At 34.6% G+C, this 16,684-nt stretch carries 14 protein-coding genes; 3 read left to right on the forward strand and 11 right to left on the reverse strand.

Translation table 11 applies throughout. The features are described from left to right. Positions 1–68: 68 nt before the first annotated feature. The gene (locus D7004_RS05230; RefSeq protein WP_123204819.1) at positions 69–2,153 is read left to right on the forward strand and encodes an insulinase family protein; all 2,085 of its coding nucleotides are present in this window, start codon (positions 69–71) and stop codon (positions 2,151–2,153) included. 239 nt (positions 2,154–2,392) lie between these two features. Further along, positions 2,393–2,938, forward strand: coding sequence for a DUF4251 domain-containing protein (locus D7004_RS05235; RefSeq protein WP_123204820.1), 546 nt, complete (start codon positions 2,393–2,395; stop codon positions 2,936–2,938). A 144-nt stretch (positions 2,939–3,082) separates the two neighbouring features. On the opposite strand, the gene D7004_RS05240 is transcribed toward D7004_RS05235, so the two are convergent. The 10 genes from D7004_RS05240 to secA all read right to left on the reverse strand — a co-directional run bounded on the left by D7004_RS05240 (position 3,083) and on the right by secA (position 14,437). Next, a complete protein-coding gene (locus tag D7004_RS05240) occupies positions 3,083–4,165 on the reverse strand; it encodes a glutaminyl-peptide cyclotransferase (RefSeq protein ID WP_123204821.1) in 1,083 nt (360 codons plus the stop codon). Continuing rightward, positions 4,143–4,508, reverse strand: coding sequence for a YraN family protein (locus D7004_RS05245; protein WP_123204822.1), 366 nt, complete (start codon positions 4,506–4,508; stop codon positions 4,143–4,145). The genes D7004_RS05240 and D7004_RS05245 overlap by 23 nt, the downstream gene beginning before the upstream one ends. A gap of 87 nt (positions 4,509–4,595) precedes the next feature. Then, a complete protein-coding gene (dnaG, locus tag D7004_RS05250; RefSeq protein ID WP_244214253.1) occupies positions 4,596–6,536 on the reverse strand; it encodes a DNA primase in 1,941 nt (646 codons plus the stop codon). A 134-nt stretch (positions 6,537–6,670) separates the two neighbouring features. Beyond that, complete coding sequence (locus D7004_RS05255; RefSeq protein WP_123204824.1) at positions 6,671–7,330, reverse strand: SGNH/GDSL hydrolase family protein; 660 nt, start codon at positions 7,328–7,330, stop codon at positions 6,671–6,673. A gap of 321 nt (positions 7,331–7,651) precedes the next feature. Continuing rightward, positions 7,652–8,593, reverse strand: coding sequence for a hypothetical protein (locus D7004_RS05260; protein WP_123204825.1), 942 nt, complete (start codon positions 8,591–8,593; stop codon positions 7,652–7,654). Positions 8,594–8,732: 139 nt separating this feature from the next. Then, positions 8,733–9,917 carry a M20 metallopeptidase family protein gene (locus D7004_RS05265; RefSeq protein ID WP_123204826.1) on the reverse strand — a complete coding sequence of 395 codons (1,185 nt, stop codon included), beginning with the start codon at positions 9,915–9,917 and terminating at the stop codon, positions 8,733–8,735. Further along, complete coding sequence (locus D7004_RS05270; RefSeq protein WP_244214254.1) at positions 9,904–10,410, reverse strand: SPOR domain-containing protein; 507 nt, start codon at positions 10,408–10,410, stop codon at positions 9,904–9,906. Before D7004_RS05270 ends, D7004_RS05265 begins: the two co-directional genes overlap by 14 nt. Positions 10,411–10,437: 27 nt before the next feature. Beyond that, positions 10,438–10,731 carry a type II toxin-antitoxin system RelE/ParE family toxin gene (locus tag D7004_RS05275; RefSeq protein WP_123204827.1) on the reverse strand — a complete coding sequence of 98 codons (294 nt, stop codon included), beginning with the start codon at positions 10,729–10,731 and terminating at the stop codon, positions 10,438–10,440. Then, entirely contained in the window at positions 10,716–10,943 is a 228-nt protein-coding gene (locus tag D7004_RS05280) for a hypothetical protein (RefSeq protein ID WP_123204828.1), read from the reverse strand. Before D7004_RS05280 ends, D7004_RS05275 begins: the two co-directional genes overlap by 16 nt. Positions 10,944–11,134: 191 nt before the next feature. Further along, positions 11,135–14,437, reverse strand: coding sequence for a preprotein translocase subunit SecA (gene secA / locus D7004_RS05285; protein WP_123204829.1), 3,303 nt, complete (start codon positions 14,435–14,437; stop codon positions 11,135–11,137). A gap of 467 nt (positions 14,438–14,904) precedes the next feature. Between secA and D7004_RS05290 the strand changes: the two genes are divergently transcribed. Then, positions 14,905–15,603, forward strand: coding sequence for a pirin family protein (locus tag D7004_RS05290; protein ID WP_123204830.1), 699 nt, complete (start codon positions 14,905–14,907; stop codon positions 15,601–15,603). Between the two features lie 60 nt (positions 15,604–15,663). On the opposite strand, the gene D7004_RS05295 is transcribed toward D7004_RS05290, so the two are convergent. Continuing rightward, positions 15,664–16,617 (reverse strand): Smr/MutS family protein, encoded by a 954-nt coding sequence (locus D7004_RS05295; RefSeq protein ID WP_123204831.1) that lies wholly within the window; start codon positions 16,615–16,617, stop codon positions 15,664–15,666. Positions 16,618–16,684: the final 67 nt, after the last annotated feature.

A 16,684-nucleotide genomic window follows, 5' to 3' on the forward strand; every position in this document is an offset into this window, starting at 1 on the left:
ATTTGATAAACGAACAAAACTTCTGTTCGATTATTTAGGCTTCATCAGCATTAAAAAAAATTAAAACAATGAAAAAAATATTCATAATAGCTGCATTTTCCTTATTGGCTCAAGGTATATCAGCACAAACAATAAATCGTAGCCAAAAACCAAAACCAGGTCCAGCACCAGTTATTACCGTAGCAGACCCCGTAATTTATAAACTAGCCAATGGCATTACCGTTTTGGTAGTCGAAAACCATAAACTTCCAAAAGTTTCTGCTAGCTATAGCATTGATGCAGGACCAATTACAGAAGGCGCCAAAGCAGGTGTTGTAAGTTTAATGGGAAGTATGCTAAATGAAGGTACAACAACCAAAACTAAAGCACAATTTGATGAGGCTGTTGACCAGTTAGGTGCAGATGTTAGTGCAGGAGCATCAGGCGGAACAGTTTCGGCTTTAACACGCTACTTTAGTCCTGCTTTTATGTTAATGGCAGAAAGTATTCGCCAACCTTCATTTCCGGTTGCATCATTTGAGAAAATTAAATCACAAACCATTACAGGTTTAAAATCGAGCGAGAAAAGTGCAAAAGCCATTTCTTCTCGTGTTGTAAATGCGTTGGCTTATGGAAAAAACAATCCTTATGGCGAATTTACAACCGAAGCTTCTATTAATGGTATTACTTTAGATGATGTAAAAGCAGCTTACAAGAAATACGTTACGCCATCAAGAGGTTATTTAACTTTTGTTGGAGATATTAAGCCTGAAGCTGCAAAAGCATTGGCAGAAAAAGCCTTTGGCGATTGGAAAGGCACTACATTGACCTTACCTGTTTTAGCAAAAGTAAAAAACCCTGCTAAAACCGAAGTTGATGTTGTTAATGTGAGTAATGCGGTTCAATCTGAAATCACAGTTACCAACCTTTTAGATTTGCCATTGAGCAGTCCTGATTATTTCGCTGTTTTACTAGCGAATCAAATTTTAGGTGGCGGTGCAGAATCGAGATTGTTTACAAATCTTCGCGAAAAACACGGATTTACTTACGGTGCCTATGCTAGTACAGGTTCTGGTCGTTTTCAATCTAAATTTTCGGCAACTGCCGCAGTTAGAAACGAAAAAGTTGATAGTGCAGTTGTAGAATTTTTAAGAGAGATAAACATCATCCGTACAACCAAAGTATCTGCAGAAGAGTTGCAAAATGCCAAAAACTTATACAATGGTTCGTTTGCGTTGGGTTTAGAAAACCCAGCTCGTACAGCTGGTTTTGCAAGCAGTATTTTGATTAATAATTTACCTAAAGATTTTTATCGCACTTACCTGCAAAAGTTAAATGCAGTAACTACGGATGATATTTTAAGGGTTGCTAAAAAATATTTCAATTATGATGATACAAGAGTTGTTGTTGTTGGTAAAACCGATGCATTTGTACCGGGTTTAACAAAAGCAGGTTTCACGGTAAATCAATTTGATAATTTTGCAAATCCAGTTAAAGCAGAAACTGCTGCAACAAGCACAGCGCCATCAAAATCGGCTAAAGAAATTATTAATAATTACATTACTGCAATCGGTGGTGAAGCAGCCTTGAAAAAAATTACTGCAATAGAACAAACAGCAGACATGGATATTCAAGGAAATAAGTTAGGGCTGACAATGAAAAAACTTGCACCTAACTTAAATAGTATGGAAGCAACGATGATGGGCCAAAGCGTTATGAAACAATCTTTTAACGGCACAGCGGGATATACCATGCAAATGGGCAAAAAGGTTGATATGACGACTGATGAAGTGCTGGAAGCAAAAGCCGATAAGGGTTTATTTAATCAATTGTATTATGCAACGGATGGCACCAAACTCGAATTAGCTGGAACAACAAAGCTAGGTACAAAAGACGCATATAAACTTATTGTTACCAATGCACTAGGTAAAAAGAAAACAGAGTATTACGATGTAAATTCTGGCTTATTACTTAAGGAAGAAAAGGTAACTACAAAAGATGGTGTTGAAGTAACATCTACCACAGAGTTTTCTGACTATAAAAAAGTCGGTGATATTATGTTTGCCCACACGCTTACTCAAAGTGTACAAACGGCAAAAGGTGGACAAGAATTTAGTATTGTAATTAAAGAAACTAAAGTTAATCCTGCGATACAAGCTGCTGATTTTAATTAAGCATAAATAAAAACTTAAAAACCGCTTCATATTAATTTATGAGCGGTTTTTTTGTGTGTTATAATTTTAATTCTATTCGAAGATTTATATAAATTTATTATTACAATGCCCGTACATCAAACCAATTGTTATTGGAAATGAATCACTTATCTTTATACAAACGCTTTTAATTTAAATTCATTTTATGGAAAACAATAAACTTCAACATCTTAAAATTGTTAACATTCAAAACAACACAAATGAAAAACATAAAATTTATTTTGAGCGTACTGTTTACTTTAACAATATCTCAAGCATTTTCTCAAACGGATAAAGAAACTACAATGAAAATTGTAGCCGATAAAAATTACGTATTTACTGCAAACAGCGCAATGCCCTTAGCCAGTAACGATATAAATAGAATTCTGATGCAGTTTCCCGGAGGTATGAGTGGTGGTGGAACGATAAACTTAACGGGCTCTCAGTATGATTTAAAAGTAACGAAAGATAGCATTGTTGCTTATTTACCATATTACGGTAGAGCCTTTAATGCACCTTATAACCCAAATGATGGCGGTATAAAGTTCACTTCAAAAAATTTCACTTACAAAGAGGATAAAGCAAAAAAAGGTGGCTATACAGTTAGCATTACCACTAATGATTTAAAAACAGAAAATTATCAGCTGTTTCTACGAATATCTCAAAACGGCTATGCATCATTAATGGTAAATAGCGTAAATAAACAGGCAATTAACTTTAATGGATTTTTAGCGGAACCAAAGAAAAAGAAACCAGAATCTTTATAGTATCATTTTTGCCACGAAAACACAGATGCTCACAGAACGAAATATGGCATTGTACCGGAGGTATAAGATTACTTTATAAATAGTATTTTATTGAGTCTAGAAAATCTTTAATGATTGAGATTGTTTTTGTTCATTCAAATCTAGCTACTTTTTAATCATCTTTATATCATAGATGTAAGGCCATTTTTTACCTGTTACAAATAAGCGTTTATTTACTTTATCGTAAGCAATTCCATTTAAAACATTATTTCCCTTTTCCCAATCTGTTTTAAAATTATCTGCAGAAAACAATCCGGTTAAATCAATTTTACTTTCTACAGCACCAGTTTGTGGGTTTATTATTAAGATTGAGTTGGTTTGGTAAACATTGGCATAAATCTTCCCATCGATGTATTCCAATTCATTTAAATTTTCTATTGCCGATTTATCATCGAAAACATCAATCGAACCAATTTTTTGATAGGTATTTTTATCCATAAAATAGATGGTATTGGAACCATCTGAAGTATAAATTTTTTCTCCATCAAACGTCAATCCCCAACCTTCTCTGCCAACGGTATATGGTAACTTTGACAATAGTTTAAAGCTATCTTTATCATAAACAAAGGCTGTTTTTTCCTGCCACGTTAACTGTAAAATTTTATTTCCTACAACAGTAATACCCTCACCAAAGTAAGCAGTATCTAGTTTAACCTGCTGCAAAATTTTACCGGTTTGAATATTTACTTTCCGCAAGTCTGATTTTCCCTTTTCGCCTGTTCCTTCATAAAAAAAGCCATCGTGGTATTCTAAACCTTCAACGTAAGCTGCAGTATCATGCGGAAATTTTGTAACGACTTTGTACGTATATAAATCTGGTGCTTTAGACGCCAAAACGACAATATTTGAGGTGATGTCATCAGACTTTTCGCCTTGATAAATTTTTGCAGTAATTAGGTGATTGCCTAATTTCAATCCTAAAGATTTAAGCTGTAAACCAAGTGTATCTTTGGCTATAACTACTTTGGTTGAATCCATAAAATAAACTACAGAATCTATCTTACTCGTTTTAGCAAAGTCGACTTTGACATCAATTACCTTTCCTGAGGTAATATTTGTACCTGCCGAAGGACTAACAAAACTGCTGTATCCAACAGCCGGCTCATCTTTACAAGAACTGGCCAGATTTATAGCTATAGCAACAAGAAACAGAACTTTTATTTGGTTAATCTTCAGGCCAAAAAGCATCTTCAATATGTTTTAATGTGTAAGTATTATCTTTTTTAAATGTTATTGCAATGATATCAAAACGTATTTCGTTTTGATGGTTCATAATTTCAATATATTCAAGCGAAGCAATTTCCATTTGTTTCTGTTTTGCTTGCTGAACAAAGTCTTCGGGCTGACCAAATGCTACTGAGGTTCTGCTTTTAACTTCAACAAAAACTATTATGCCGTTTTTGTAAACAATCAAATCGATCTCCGCTTTGCCGTGCACCCAGTTTTCATCCAAAATTTCATATTCGTTTTCTTCAAGATATGCTTTTGCAATCTGTTCACCTTTCTGACCGAGTTCATTGTGAGTAGCCATTTATGTCAATAATGAAGTGAATATAGCATAATCCTATATCATAAAATAACGCACCAATTAAAATAGAATAATCTTGTAAATGCTAACCTATTTAACAATTACAGAACCTAAAAATTTGGAAATTTCACGCTCTACTCCTTTTATAACGCCATATCGTTGCATTAATATCATCTGATTATCCCCATCGGTTTCATCCTTAATTTCCTTTAATAAATTAGATAAAATTTTATCCACTTTACGTTTTTTTAAATGAAAAATTCCACCAAGAATTGTAGCCTTCAAATGCATCGTTTCATCTTTAACATAAATCTGATGCTTGTTTAACCAATTTTCACTTAACGAATATTCGGAAGTGGAAAGCGTAATTGCTAAATCTGCAATCGCCCTATCTTCATGTTTAATAAAATGATTTGCGGTAGGCAACCTTCCATTATCAATCTCTGATTTATAATAATCGATTATTTTCTTACAAAGTTGATTTTCAAAATCTACATCAGCTAAATTTTGCATTACAAAAGAACCGATAACCATGTCATCAATGTTATCCCAGTTTACAAATTCATGCCCATAAGCGAGTAATAAACGAATGATTTCCTTTTCCTGGTGCTCATCGTTATCCAAAGTTTCTACAGATGCACCTGCATTATCATCCCATAAATCATCTGGCGGACCAAGCGGTTCTGGAGCACCCGAAGTATATGATTTTTGATTGGAATTACTAGCCCTTTGATTGCTTTCGAAAGATTTTTTGCTTTTGGCCGATCGGATTTTATTGAGTTCGGAAAGCAAAACACGCTCTTCTATCTCCAATAAACTGCTGCACTCACGAATAAAAACAGAAGCTTTAATCTGATCTGGAATTTTTGCGATACTTTCTACAATATCACGAATAATTCCTGCCCGTTTAATCGGGTCGGTTCCTGCTTCTTTTAAAAGTACGTTTGCTTTATACAGTATAAAATCTTTACGATTGTCTTCGATGTAAGTTTTGAAGGCACCTGCACCAACATGGTGCATGTATGAATCGGGATCATGACCATCAGGAAAAGAAACGATTTTAACGTTTAAGCCTTCCTCCAAAATCATATCTAAACCACGAAGCGACGCTTTAATACCAGCGGCATCTCCATCAAAAAGAATGGTAACATTTTGTGTAAAACGACCGATAAGTTTGATTTGCTCTACCGTTAAAGACGTGCCTGATGAAGCAACAACATTTTCAATCCCCGCTTGATGAACCGAAAGCACATCGGCATATCCCTCTGCTAAATAGCAATTGTCTAAATCGCGGATGGCCTTTTTGGCATGAAACAAACCATAAAGCACGTTCGATTTGTGGTAAATTTCACTTTCTGGTGAGTTTACATATTTAGGAACATTTTTATCTGTTTTTAAAGTTCTACCACCAAAACCAATCACTCTACCTGTAAAATTATGAATGGGAAACATTACACGCCCGCGAAAACGATCGTAAATTTTGCCATTATCATTTTTTATAGATAAACCTGTTTGCTCCAGAAATTCAAGTTTATGACCACTGCTAATGGCGCTTTGAGTCATTGCATCCCAAACATCAGGTGAATAACCAACTTCAAATTTCTTTAGAATATCTTCTCTAAAACCACGCTCTTTGAAATAGCTTAACCCAATACCTCTACCTTCATCGGTTTCCCAAAGCTGTTTTACAAAAAATGATGCCGCAAATTGAGAAACAATGTATAAGCTTTCTTTAGCATTTTGAGCTTCTGTATCCTGAGGTGTTAATTCAGTTTCTTCAACCTCAATATTATATTTATTGGCTAAAAATTTAAGTGCTTCTGGATAGTTATACTTCTCGTGGTCCATGATAAAACGAACCGAGTCGCCACCTTTACCACAGCCAAAGCACTTGTAAATACCCTTTGTTACCGATACGTGAAATGATGGCGTTTTCTCACCATGAAAAGGGCAATTTCCAATTAAACTGGTTCCGCGTTTTTTTAAGTGCACAAAATCACCGACTACCTCCTCAATTCGAGCGGTGTCCATGATTTTATCTATAGTTTCGCGGTTTATCAATGTAGTATTAAGAATGTTGTATCAGTTATGTGGCATCGAGTATCAAGATAGGTGACAAGTTAAACGTTTGAGAAACCCACAACCGTTAACTTGTAACCCAAGATCTATTTTACCAAAGGTAACAATTGGTCGGCTACCAGTTTATTACCGATCTCATTTAAATGAACTCTATCTACTGTTAAAATTCCCTTTTCTTTATCTTCAGGGTTATTTTTAGCTTCATAGTCAGCAAATATTTTTCTCAAATCGCAAACGGGCAAATTGTTTTTAGCAGCAAGTTGTCTAATGCCTTCAGCATATTTGTTTAAGTCAGCATCTAATTCGTTCGTACCGTCCTTTTTCTCGCCAACTACAGATGGTGTTACCAAAACGACTTTACTGCCAACACCTTGAATTTTGTTGATTAGTGCCTGATAAAATTTTAAATACTTATCGTAATCGGTTCCGGTATGCGATGATTGCTTATGCCAAACATCATTAATGCCCACATAAATCACTACCAAATCTGGTTTCTTATTCAATACATCATCTTCTAAACGCAGGTACAAATCATACACTTTATTGCCGCCAATACCAGCGCCCATTACAGTATATTTAGTAGAATCTAAAGATTTTTTGATTAAAGTAACGTAGCCTTTTGCTGATACACCTTGCTGTGTAATCGAATCGCCAAAAAATATAATTCGCTTCGGTTTAAACGTCATTGAAGTAAATAATAAAATACAACTTGCAAAGAATAGGGTGATTTTTAATGTGGTTCTCATAATGATTATTTTGTATCTATTGGTTCCAAATCCTGGTTCTAAAAATCAAAGCTAAAATACGGGTGGTAAAATCGCTTCCATTGTAAAATATTGCTAATTGCATTGTAGCTTAATGAAAAACAATTTCACAAATATTAAATGTCTTTAAAGATTTCTCGACAAAGTCATCTATCAGCTTTGTTAAAATATTAGCCTTTGAAATGCCAATAATTAATGAATTAAGCAGAATAGACAAATATATTTTTTGATGAAAAATTGGACTGCATTCACAAACATTTTAGAATGTTAAAGATAATAAATCTTTTAATCCTAAAAATGATGTTACTTACCCTTTTCCATTTTATAATCTTTGTGTAGAATGAGGAAACTTGCCCGTTCTTCCTTTTTAAAAGGATAATCCCAATTTCCCTGGTAGGTGATTTTTGTAGGTAGCTTATCTTCACCAAAATAACCCATTTCGATGTTCATTTGAACATCGAAATCAAAAATCATGTTGCTATATTTCATGTCAACATAGCGACCTAAAATATTGAAGTTTCGCTTATCAAAAATGGTCACCAAATCCTTAATCATAAGGCCATCTTTAGTCCAGCTGCTTAAATCGGGTTTTATAGAAACCTTAAACCGATAAACCGGAATAGAATCCAGATAAGTTCCACTTGTAAAAGCATAATCGTAATATTGGCGCATATTTGCAGAAAAAATCTCTGTTTTGCTTCCAATAAATGGTACTTTAACTGGGCGACCAGGATTAAAGATTAAGGTTTTTAATTTGTTTTTGTAGCTCTCGTTGGTGCCACCTTTGCCATCTGCAGCCGGTGCATTTGGAACAAAATCAGTATTGTAAGCATTCATAAAAATGTAATCAAACATTTCTACCGTATAAAGCTGATACTTACCATTCTTCTTATACATCTTGCCTTCGTCCTCCTTTACCAAATATTCCATTTTGTAAGGCCCACTATTGTTATGTCTTATCTTACGATAAATTTTTCCATCAACTTTGTTATTCTTATCGTAACTGTAAATGCGGTTTTCGGCGATAAATGTATATCGCTTCATATCCCGGAAAGCCTGATAGAAAGACGTGTCATTCATTACCGCTTTAATAAAAGTTTCAACGTTTAATCGTTCAGCTTTAATATTTACGGTCGAATCTAATGTGATGGTTTTAACTGTATCAGGATTGAATCTATCGATAACCTGACTATAGCTTTGTAGAAAAAAAAGCGATAAGGTTATTAAAAAAAGTAATTTTTTCATGTATTGGCTATGTGTTCAAAAATGATGCCCATTTAAAATATGTATGAGGTAAAATGGAATAAGGATGAAGTGAGATTGTAAATGGAAAACTCAGGACTCCATCTTACATCATTACATTTTACATCTCATTACATCTTAATTAATTTCCTAATTGTTTAACCGCGATGTATGCCATCAAACCAGTAGATAATTTTAGTGCATCTTCATCAATATCAAATTTAGGAGTATGTACAGAGTAGCTGGTATCCTTCTCTAAATTCCCTGTTCCTAAACGATAAAAACAGGCATCAGTTACCTGAGAATAGAAAGAAAAGTCTTCGGCAGCCATCCAAATGTCTAAATCAATAACGTTTTCTTTGCCTAAAAAATCTTCTGCAAAACTTCTTGCGTTGGCAGTTAATTTTTCTTCGTTGATTAAAAAAGGATAACCTCTGTGGATATCAAAATCACAACTTCCACCCATACTTTCAGCCATACCTTCGGCCATTTTTTTCATGCGTTTGTGCGCTTCATTTCTCCAGTCTTCATCCAAAGTTCTAAAAGTGCCTTCAATTTTTACTTCATTTGGGATAATGTTCGTTGCACCATTCGCAATCACCTTCCCAAAAGAAAGAACGGAAGGCAAACGCGGATCTGCATTGCGACTAACGATTTGTTGTAATGCTATGATGATATGTGATGCAATTACAACCGGATCGATATTTTGATGTGGTTGTGCTCCATGACCACCCTTACCCGTTACGGTAACGTATAATTCATCAGTTGAAGCCATATAAATTCCTGAACGAAAACCTACTTTACCGGCATCAATTAAAGGCATAACGTGTTGGCCAACTATAGCATCTGGTTTAGGGTTTTCTAAAACACCTTCTTTAATCATTATGCTTGCGCCACCTGGTAACAATTCTTCTGCAGGTTGAAAAATCAGTTTAATGGTTCCGCCAAACTCATCTTTTAACTGGTTTAAAATATAGGCAGTTCCTAACAATGAAGAAGTGTGAACATCATGACCGCAGGCATGCATTACACCTTGATTTTTAGAACGGTAAGGTTTATCATTCGCTTCGTGAATTGGTAAAGCATCCATATCAGCTCGAAGTGCGATAACTTTATCTGAAGCAAGATTTCCTTTTATTAAACTTACTACACCTGTATTTGCACAATCGGTAAATTCTATTCCCCATTTTGCTAGTTTATCTTTAATAAACAATGAGGTTTCAAATTCTTTATAAGATAATTCGGGGTTTGCATGTATATGGCGACGATAGCCTACCACATCATTAAAAATGCTTCTGGCTAAGTCTTTAATTTTATCTTTGATCATCAGTTGTTGTATCTAAAGTTGGTGCATTAATTTTTTCCCTAAAAATAAATAAAGTTGGGAAGGTTGACCGAAGTTCGCTCATTAAACGTTGAGCCTCCAAACGTGTGCGGAAATCACCAACACGCAAATAATAATTAGGTTCTTTGTAAATGATGTAGGTATTAATTTTTGGATAACTCCCTTTAAAACGTGATTGCTGGTTAAAAATTTCCCTTCTATCGGAGCCATAAAAAACCTGTACCCGATAACCATAATCAGACACAACTGGTTTGTTTGGCTTTGTTGTTACATCGCCTCCGGTTCTGTAAACTTCTATTCGTTTAGCAATCAGGCTATCAATTAAAGGATCTTTTACTACAGTAACTACACCTTTTTGAGCGAAGGAAGTATTGATTATGATGAGCAAGAATGCAATGGTATAAATTATTTTCATTTTTGTTGACTTAAAGTTGGCTAATAACACGAATGCCGAACTTTCTGCAAAATTCGGCATTCTTTGTGGGTTGTGCAAATGGATTAATTAAAGAACCAGGCTATCAGGATTTTGATTGGTTGACCAAAGCGTATGAATTATAATATGCTCCTTATTAGACTCATAAAAAATGATATATTCTAAGACTATCAATCCTCGAATATTTTTATTGGAAGATTGAATCCCAATTTGAGGATTTTTTATTAGGAGTTTAATCTCTTTATTAAATCTTTTATAAAGTTTTAAGGAATATTTTTTATTACCATTTCTCTCGGCATAGAATTCTAAAATTGTATATAATTTAATTCTTGCCTGGTGCGACCAAATTATTTTTTTAGCCATTTTTCTATTTCATCATCAAGCGTAGATTGCTCTACAAATAAGCCCTTTTTTATTTGCTCTTGGGATGAAATGATTTCTCTTTGTTGCTCGGGGGATAATTCTAAATTTTCAGATTTGGAAGCTTTATCAATAATAGTTACACCAAACTCCTTAAGAATTTGTTTAACCATTAAGCTTTTATCATCAGGAATATTTATTGTTAATGTTTCCATGAATCAAAAATAATAAAATTAACTCAAATTTTACGGTCATAAAAACTGTAGTAAAAAATGCTATTAGATTGCTAATAGTTCTTATTTATAAGTTAAGGATAGTTAAAATGAAAAGATCTTATCCGTCTATTAAATAGATGAAAAAAATGCCGAAATCTTTTGAATTTCGGCATTACATGAATTTTAATGGATTACAAATTCGCTCCGTGGCAATTTTTGTATTTCTTACCACTTCCACAAGGGCAAGGCTCATTCCGCCCTACTGTTGCCTCTTTACGAATCGGTTGTTGAGGAACAGCCTCACTAGTATCTCCAAATTCTATACCTGGCGCTTCGTTACCAAATTCTTGCTTAGTGGTTTGTAGCTTTGGTTGCTTAACAGGTGCTGGTGCTTCTCTAACCTCATCAGCTTCTTGCTGAACAGGAATACCACCTTTATATAAGAAACTTACAACTTCTTTATTAACAGCGGTTAGCATGTTTTTAAATAAATTAAAAGCTTCCATTTTATAAATTACTAATGGATCTTTTTGTTCGTACACTGCATTTTGAACAGATTGCTTTAAATCATCCATCTCACGTAAATGCTCTTTCCAGCTATCATCTATCAAAGCAAGAACGATTGTTTTTTCGAATGAGCGAACAACTTCCTTACCTTTATTATCAATAGCTTTCTTTAAATCTACCGCTACCTGGATACCACGAATACCATCAGTAAAAGGAACAACAATTTGTTCGATGTGTTGTCCTCTTTCTTCATAAACCTGGGTTAAAACAGGTAATGATTGCTGAATAATTGATTCTGACTTACGGGCATAAAACGTTTCTGCTTCTTCAAATAATCTTTCTGTTAATTGAGCAGCGTTTGTAGATGAAAATTCTTTATCCGTAATTGCCGTATCTAACGAGAAGTTTTTAATTACTTCTAGCTTGAAGCCATCGTAATTTGCTTCTTGTTTATATTCGTTAACGATATCTTCTGCAACATCATAAACCATGTTGTTCATATCTACATCCAAACGTTCGCCAAATAAAGCATTTTTACGTTTAGCATAAATAACGGTACGCTGAGAGTTCATAACATCATCGTATTCCAATAAACGTTTACGAATACCGAAGTTATTTTCCTCTACTTTTTTCTGAGCTCGTTCGATAGATTTGGTAATCATTGAATGTTGAATTACCTCACCATCTTCAATTCCCATACGAACCATTATGCTCGAGATTCTTTCAGAACCGAATAAACGCATTAAGTTATCTTCTAATGAAACGAAGAACTGAGATGAACCTGGGTCACCTTGACGACCAGCACGACCACGTAACTGTCTGTCAACACGACGTGATTCATGACGCTCGGTACCTACAATTGCTAAACCGCCTGCATCTTTAACGCCTGCACCTAATTTTATATCTGTACCACGACCAGCCATGTTGGTTGCAATGGTAACCTGTCCTGCCTGACCAGCTTCGGCAACAATATCAGCCTCTTTCTGGTGCATTTTAGCATTTAATACATTGTGCTTAATTCCGCGAAGTTTAAGCATGCGACTTAATAATTCCGAAATTTCAACTGAAGTTGTACCTACTAAAACAGGTCTGCATGCTTCCGTTAACTTTACAATCTCATCTGCAACGGCATTATATTTTTCACGAACTGTACGATAAACATAATCCTGGTCATCTAACCTAGAAATGTTCCTGTTGGTTGGAATTTCAACTACATCTAATTTATAAATAGACCAAAACTCTCCCGCTTCCGTAGTTGCAGTACCCGTCATACCGCAAAGTTTGTGGTACATACGGAAATAGTTTTGCAAGGTTACTGTTGCGTACGTTTGCGTTGCATCCTCAACTTTTACATTTTCTTTTGCTTCAATTGCCTGGTGCAAACCATCAGAGTAACGGCGGCCATCCATGATACGACCTGTTTGCTCATCAACAATCTTAATTTTACCTTCATCAATGATGTATTCAACATCAATTTCAAATAAAGTATAAGCTTTTAAAAGTTGATTAACAGAGTGAATACGTTCTGCTTTAACAGAGTAATCTCTCATTAAAGCATCTTTTGTAATCACTTTTTCTTCTAGTGGCAAATCAGATTTCTCTAAATCTGCAACTTCAGTACCCACATCTGGCAAAACGAAAAAGTTAGGGTCTTCGCCTGATTGCGTAATCAATTCGATACCTTTTTCTGTTAATTCTACCTGATTATTTTTTTCATCAATATAGAAGAACAATTCAGAATCTACCTTAGGCATATTCTTCGATTGATCTGCCATGTAATGGTTCTCTGTTTTCAATAATAAACCACGAACACCGCTTTCACTTAAAAATTTGATTAAAGCTTTGTTTTTAGGCAAACCACGATAAGCACGTAATAATGCTAAACCACCTTCACCTTCTTCGGTTCCGGTATTGCCTGCATTAATTAATTTTTTAGCTTCATTTAAAGCAGAAGAAACATAAGCCTTCTGAGCATTTACCAAACGTTCGATACGCGGTTTTAACTCATAAAATTCGTGTTCATCACCTCGAGGTATTGGTCCGGAAATAATTAATGGTGTACGTGCATCATCAATTAAAACTGAATCGACCTCATCCACCATAGCAAAATGTAGTTTGCGCTGCACCAACTGGTCAGGTGTTTGCGACATATTGTCACGCAGGTAATCAAAACCGAACTCATTATTCGTTCCGTAGGTGATATCTGATGCGTAAGCTTTTCTTCTTTCTTCTGAATTTGGTTCGTGTTTATCAATACAATCTACACTTAAGCCATGAAATTCGAATAAAGGACCATTCCACTCACTATCTCTACGAGCTAAATAATCATTTACAGTTACGATGTGAACGCCTTGTCCGGCAAGTGCATTTAAATAAGCAGGAAGCGTACTTACTAAAGTTTTACCTTCACCAGTAGCCATTTCGGCAATTTTACCGCTGTGTAAAACAATACCACCGATTAATTGAACATCGTAATGAACCATGTTCCATACAACCTCTGTACCCGCAGCATCCCATCGGTTTGCCCAATGTGCTTTATCGCCAATAATTTTTACATTACTTTTTCTTGCTGCGTAATCTCTATCGAATTGTGTTGCCGTAACTTCAAGGTATTCGTTTTCACTTAAACGTCGAGAAGTTTCCTTTACCACTGCAAAAGCTTCAGGAAGAATTTCCAAAAGTACTTTCTCTAATTCTGTATCACGGTCTTTACCTAAAGCATCAACCTGATCATACAAAGCTGTTTTTTGATGAAGATCTAAATCTTCATTTTCGGCATCAGCTTTCAAAGCCGAAATTTTACCGTCAATATCTGATAAAAAAGCAGAAATTCTACCTTTAAATTCTATTGTTTTAGCACGCAACTCATCATTGCTAATTGAAGATAACTTAGCGTACTCTTCATTTATTTTAACAACCAAAGGCTGTATGCTTTTTATATCTCTTTCTGATTTACTTCCGAAAACCTTCGCTAAAAATCCTAACATTATATTTTAAATCGTATTTATTTTAAAAATTGGTGTGTTACAACAACCACGCCATAGCTATTGCTAAGTCAGTTTGGCAGTTATCAGCGGCTAAAATTAAGGATATATTCTAAATTATCGGTTATATTGCTTCATGATAAATTAAATCATTTGCACAAAACCTCGAGTTATAGCTATTTAAGTGATTCGCATTCCATTGCATCCAAAACATAACACCTTATATTTTGAACCATTCTGGTAGGCATTTTCGCTATTTGATAAGTTTCAATTATTAATTCAGATATCCATATTATCGAAAAACATAAAACTGCTTTAAACTTCTTTTCAAAACCATTAATTTGGCACGATATAATAGGAGAACACCTTTTGGTTTCTCAAATTACTGAAAAGAGAGGAAGCGAGGTTATTACAAATAATATCTCAACTTCAACCTTTGTAAGCATTCATTCTATCAAAACAATTGCATAATGGATTCACCAGGAAAAATTTATTTAGCAGACCAACGAGGCTTGGATGAGTCACCGATACTGAGAAGATATAGTACTTTCAATTTTGAAAAATTTTACAACGAGCATAAAGAACCTTTCGCAGAATTATTTCTATTAAATGATGATTCGATATCGGGTGGAAAAATGACTTTTTTCCTGTCAAAACAAGATTCGCTACAGATACTTATGCCAATTACCGGTGGATTGGACGTTGTATCAAATGGCAAAGAATATCAATTGGAAACCGGACAAATTCAAGTGCTAAATGTTAGCAAAGGTGAGGTTCTAGAAATTAGCAATCCCTATAAAGATGATGTTGTCAACTATCTTCAAATTGGAATAAGCACCGATATATTTCTACTGAGAAATAGTGAAATGCTGTATAATATTGATTTTGAACAAAATAAAAATCAACTTATTGAAATTATTTCAAGCCCAAAATTGCCATTTAAATTTAGTGCAGGAATTTTTGCCGGACAAGAAGAAGCAATTTATAAAATGCAAAATCCTGAAAATAAATTTTATGCATTCATTATTGATGGCGCTTTTAAAATTGAAGGTAGCCTTTTGCATGCAAGAGATGGCTTAGCCCTTTGGAATACGAGTATTGTAAATTTAGCAGCACTAAGCAATAATGCAGTTGTATTGGTATTGGAGCTAAAACCGCCCGTTTTCTAAGGAAGTTTTAAGCCGCCAATTAACAAACTTATTTGCTCATTTTACAAAGACAATGTTCAATTATTTAAAAATTACCTCGGTAGCGCCATAACCAAACTTTTCTTTCCTTGCATCCATATAGGTTTTAATGTGAGGATTTTTGCTTATCAGTTTGTGAATTTTATCTCTTAACGTTCCATTTCCAGAACCATGGATAAAAATCATTTTATCGAAGTGGTGTACAATTGCAGCATCTAATGCATTTTGGAAATGAGATAATTGAATTTGCAACATTTCATCCGCTTCTAAAAAATGGTGATCATCCCTAAGTTTTTCTATGTGCAAATCAATCTCTTTTAACGGAACATCAACAGTTTTCTTCTCAGCAGGAGATTTAAAAAAGCTTTCTTTTAATTTCTGAGCATCTATGGTAATAGAAGGCAATTCATCCAAGCGAATTAACCATCCTTTGTTTTTTAACTGAGGCAGTTCTTTTTGTTCACCAGAAAAATCTTTAGCTCTAAATTTCTTTTTAATTACTAAAGGTTCAGCAGGTTTTACATCAGCTTTGCTAAACAGTAAAACCTGAAAAGTAAATTCAGGCCAGATATCTAAATCGGCAAGGGAAGCAGAATAAACCAGTTTAGATTGATATGCCTCTAAAATACCGTAAAAAGAGCCTGCATATTTGTCTTTACGCTCTGTTGTAAGTGTGGTTAAAAGTACATTTGCCGATTGATTTTGTAAGTGAAAATGAACAACATTTCCAGCTTTATCATCTGTTGCCACAGCTAGGTAAATTCCATTTTCTAACGTACTTATGCTTGCTATATTAACCTGAATAGGTTTTGGCACATCAATTTCTTCGGCAATAACGCCATGCCCATGAACGGAAGTTAAATTACTAATGGCTACAGGAATTTCGAATCCATCTTCATCCGTAACACCCAACGTTTGCGCATCAATAACCTTGGTTACATAGCCTTCACGTTTTTCATCAACAAAACGCACAAAATCACCCAGCTTAAATTTCATTTTAAAAATATTGAATTAAGAACTTTAGCATAAATTCGAAATGTAATCTTAGGCCTGTAGAAGAATT

This window comes from Pedobacter jejuensis (assembly GCF_003725795.1).
Taxonomy (GTDB): domain Bacteria; phylum Bacteroidota; class Bacteroidia; order Sphingobacteriales; family Sphingobacteriaceae; genus Pedobacter; species Pedobacter jejuensis.

Excerpts from the sequence above, each read along its gene's own strand:
- D7004_RS05230 (WP_123204819.1), top strand. The coding sequence starts at position 69 with ATGAAAAAAATATTCATAATAGCTGCATTTTCCTTATTGGCTCAAGGT.
- D7004_RS05235 (WP_123204820.1), top strand. The coding sequence starts at position 2,393 with ATGAAAAACATAAAATTTATTTTGAGCGTACTGTTTACTTTAACAATA.
- D7004_RS05240 (WP_123204821.1), bottom strand. The coding sequence starts at position 4,165 with ATGCTTTTTGGCCTGAAGATTAACCAAATAAAAGTTCTGTTTCTTGTT.
- D7004_RS05245 (WP_123204822.1), bottom strand. The coding sequence starts at position 4,508 with ATGGCTACTCACAATGAACTCGGTCAGAAAGGTGAACAGATTGCAAAA.
- dnaG (WP_244214253.1), bottom strand. The coding sequence starts at position 6,536 with ATGGACACCGCTCGAATTGAGGAGGTAGTCGGTGATTTTGTGCACTTA.
- D7004_RS05255 (WP_123204824.1), bottom strand. The coding sequence starts at position 7,330 with ATGAGAACCACATTAAAAATCACCCTATTCTTTGCAAGTTGTATTTTA.
- D7004_RS05260 (WP_123204825.1), bottom strand. The coding sequence starts at position 8,593 with ATGAAAAAATTACTTTTTTTAATAACCTTATCGCTTTTTTTTCTACAA.
- D7004_RS05265 (WP_123204826.1), bottom strand. The coding sequence starts at position 9,917 with ATGATCAAAGATAAAATTAAAGACTTAGCCAGAAGCATTTTTAATGAT.
- D7004_RS05270 (WP_244214254.1), bottom strand. The coding sequence starts at position 10,410 with ATGCCGAATTTTGCAGAAAGTTCGGCATTCGTGTTATTAGCCAACTTT.
- D7004_RS05275 (WP_123204827.1), bottom strand. The coding sequence starts at position 10,731 with ATGGCTAAAAAAATAATTTGGTCGCACCAGGCAAGAATTAAATTATAT.
- D7004_RS05280 (WP_123204828.1), bottom strand. The coding sequence starts at position 10,943 with ATGGAAACATTAACAATAAATATTCCTGATGATAAAAGCTTAATGGTT.
- secA (WP_123204829.1), bottom strand. The coding sequence starts at position 14,437 with ATGTTAGGATTTTTAGCGAAGGTTTTCGGAAGTAAATCAGAAAGAGAT.
- D7004_RS05290 (WP_123204830.1), top strand. The coding sequence starts at position 14,905 with ATGGATTCACCAGGAAAAATTTATTTAGCAGACCAACGAGGCTTGGAT.
- D7004_RS05295 (WP_123204831.1), bottom strand. The coding sequence starts at position 16,617 with ATGAAATTTAAGCTGGGTGATTTTGTGCGTTTTGTTGATGAAAAACGT.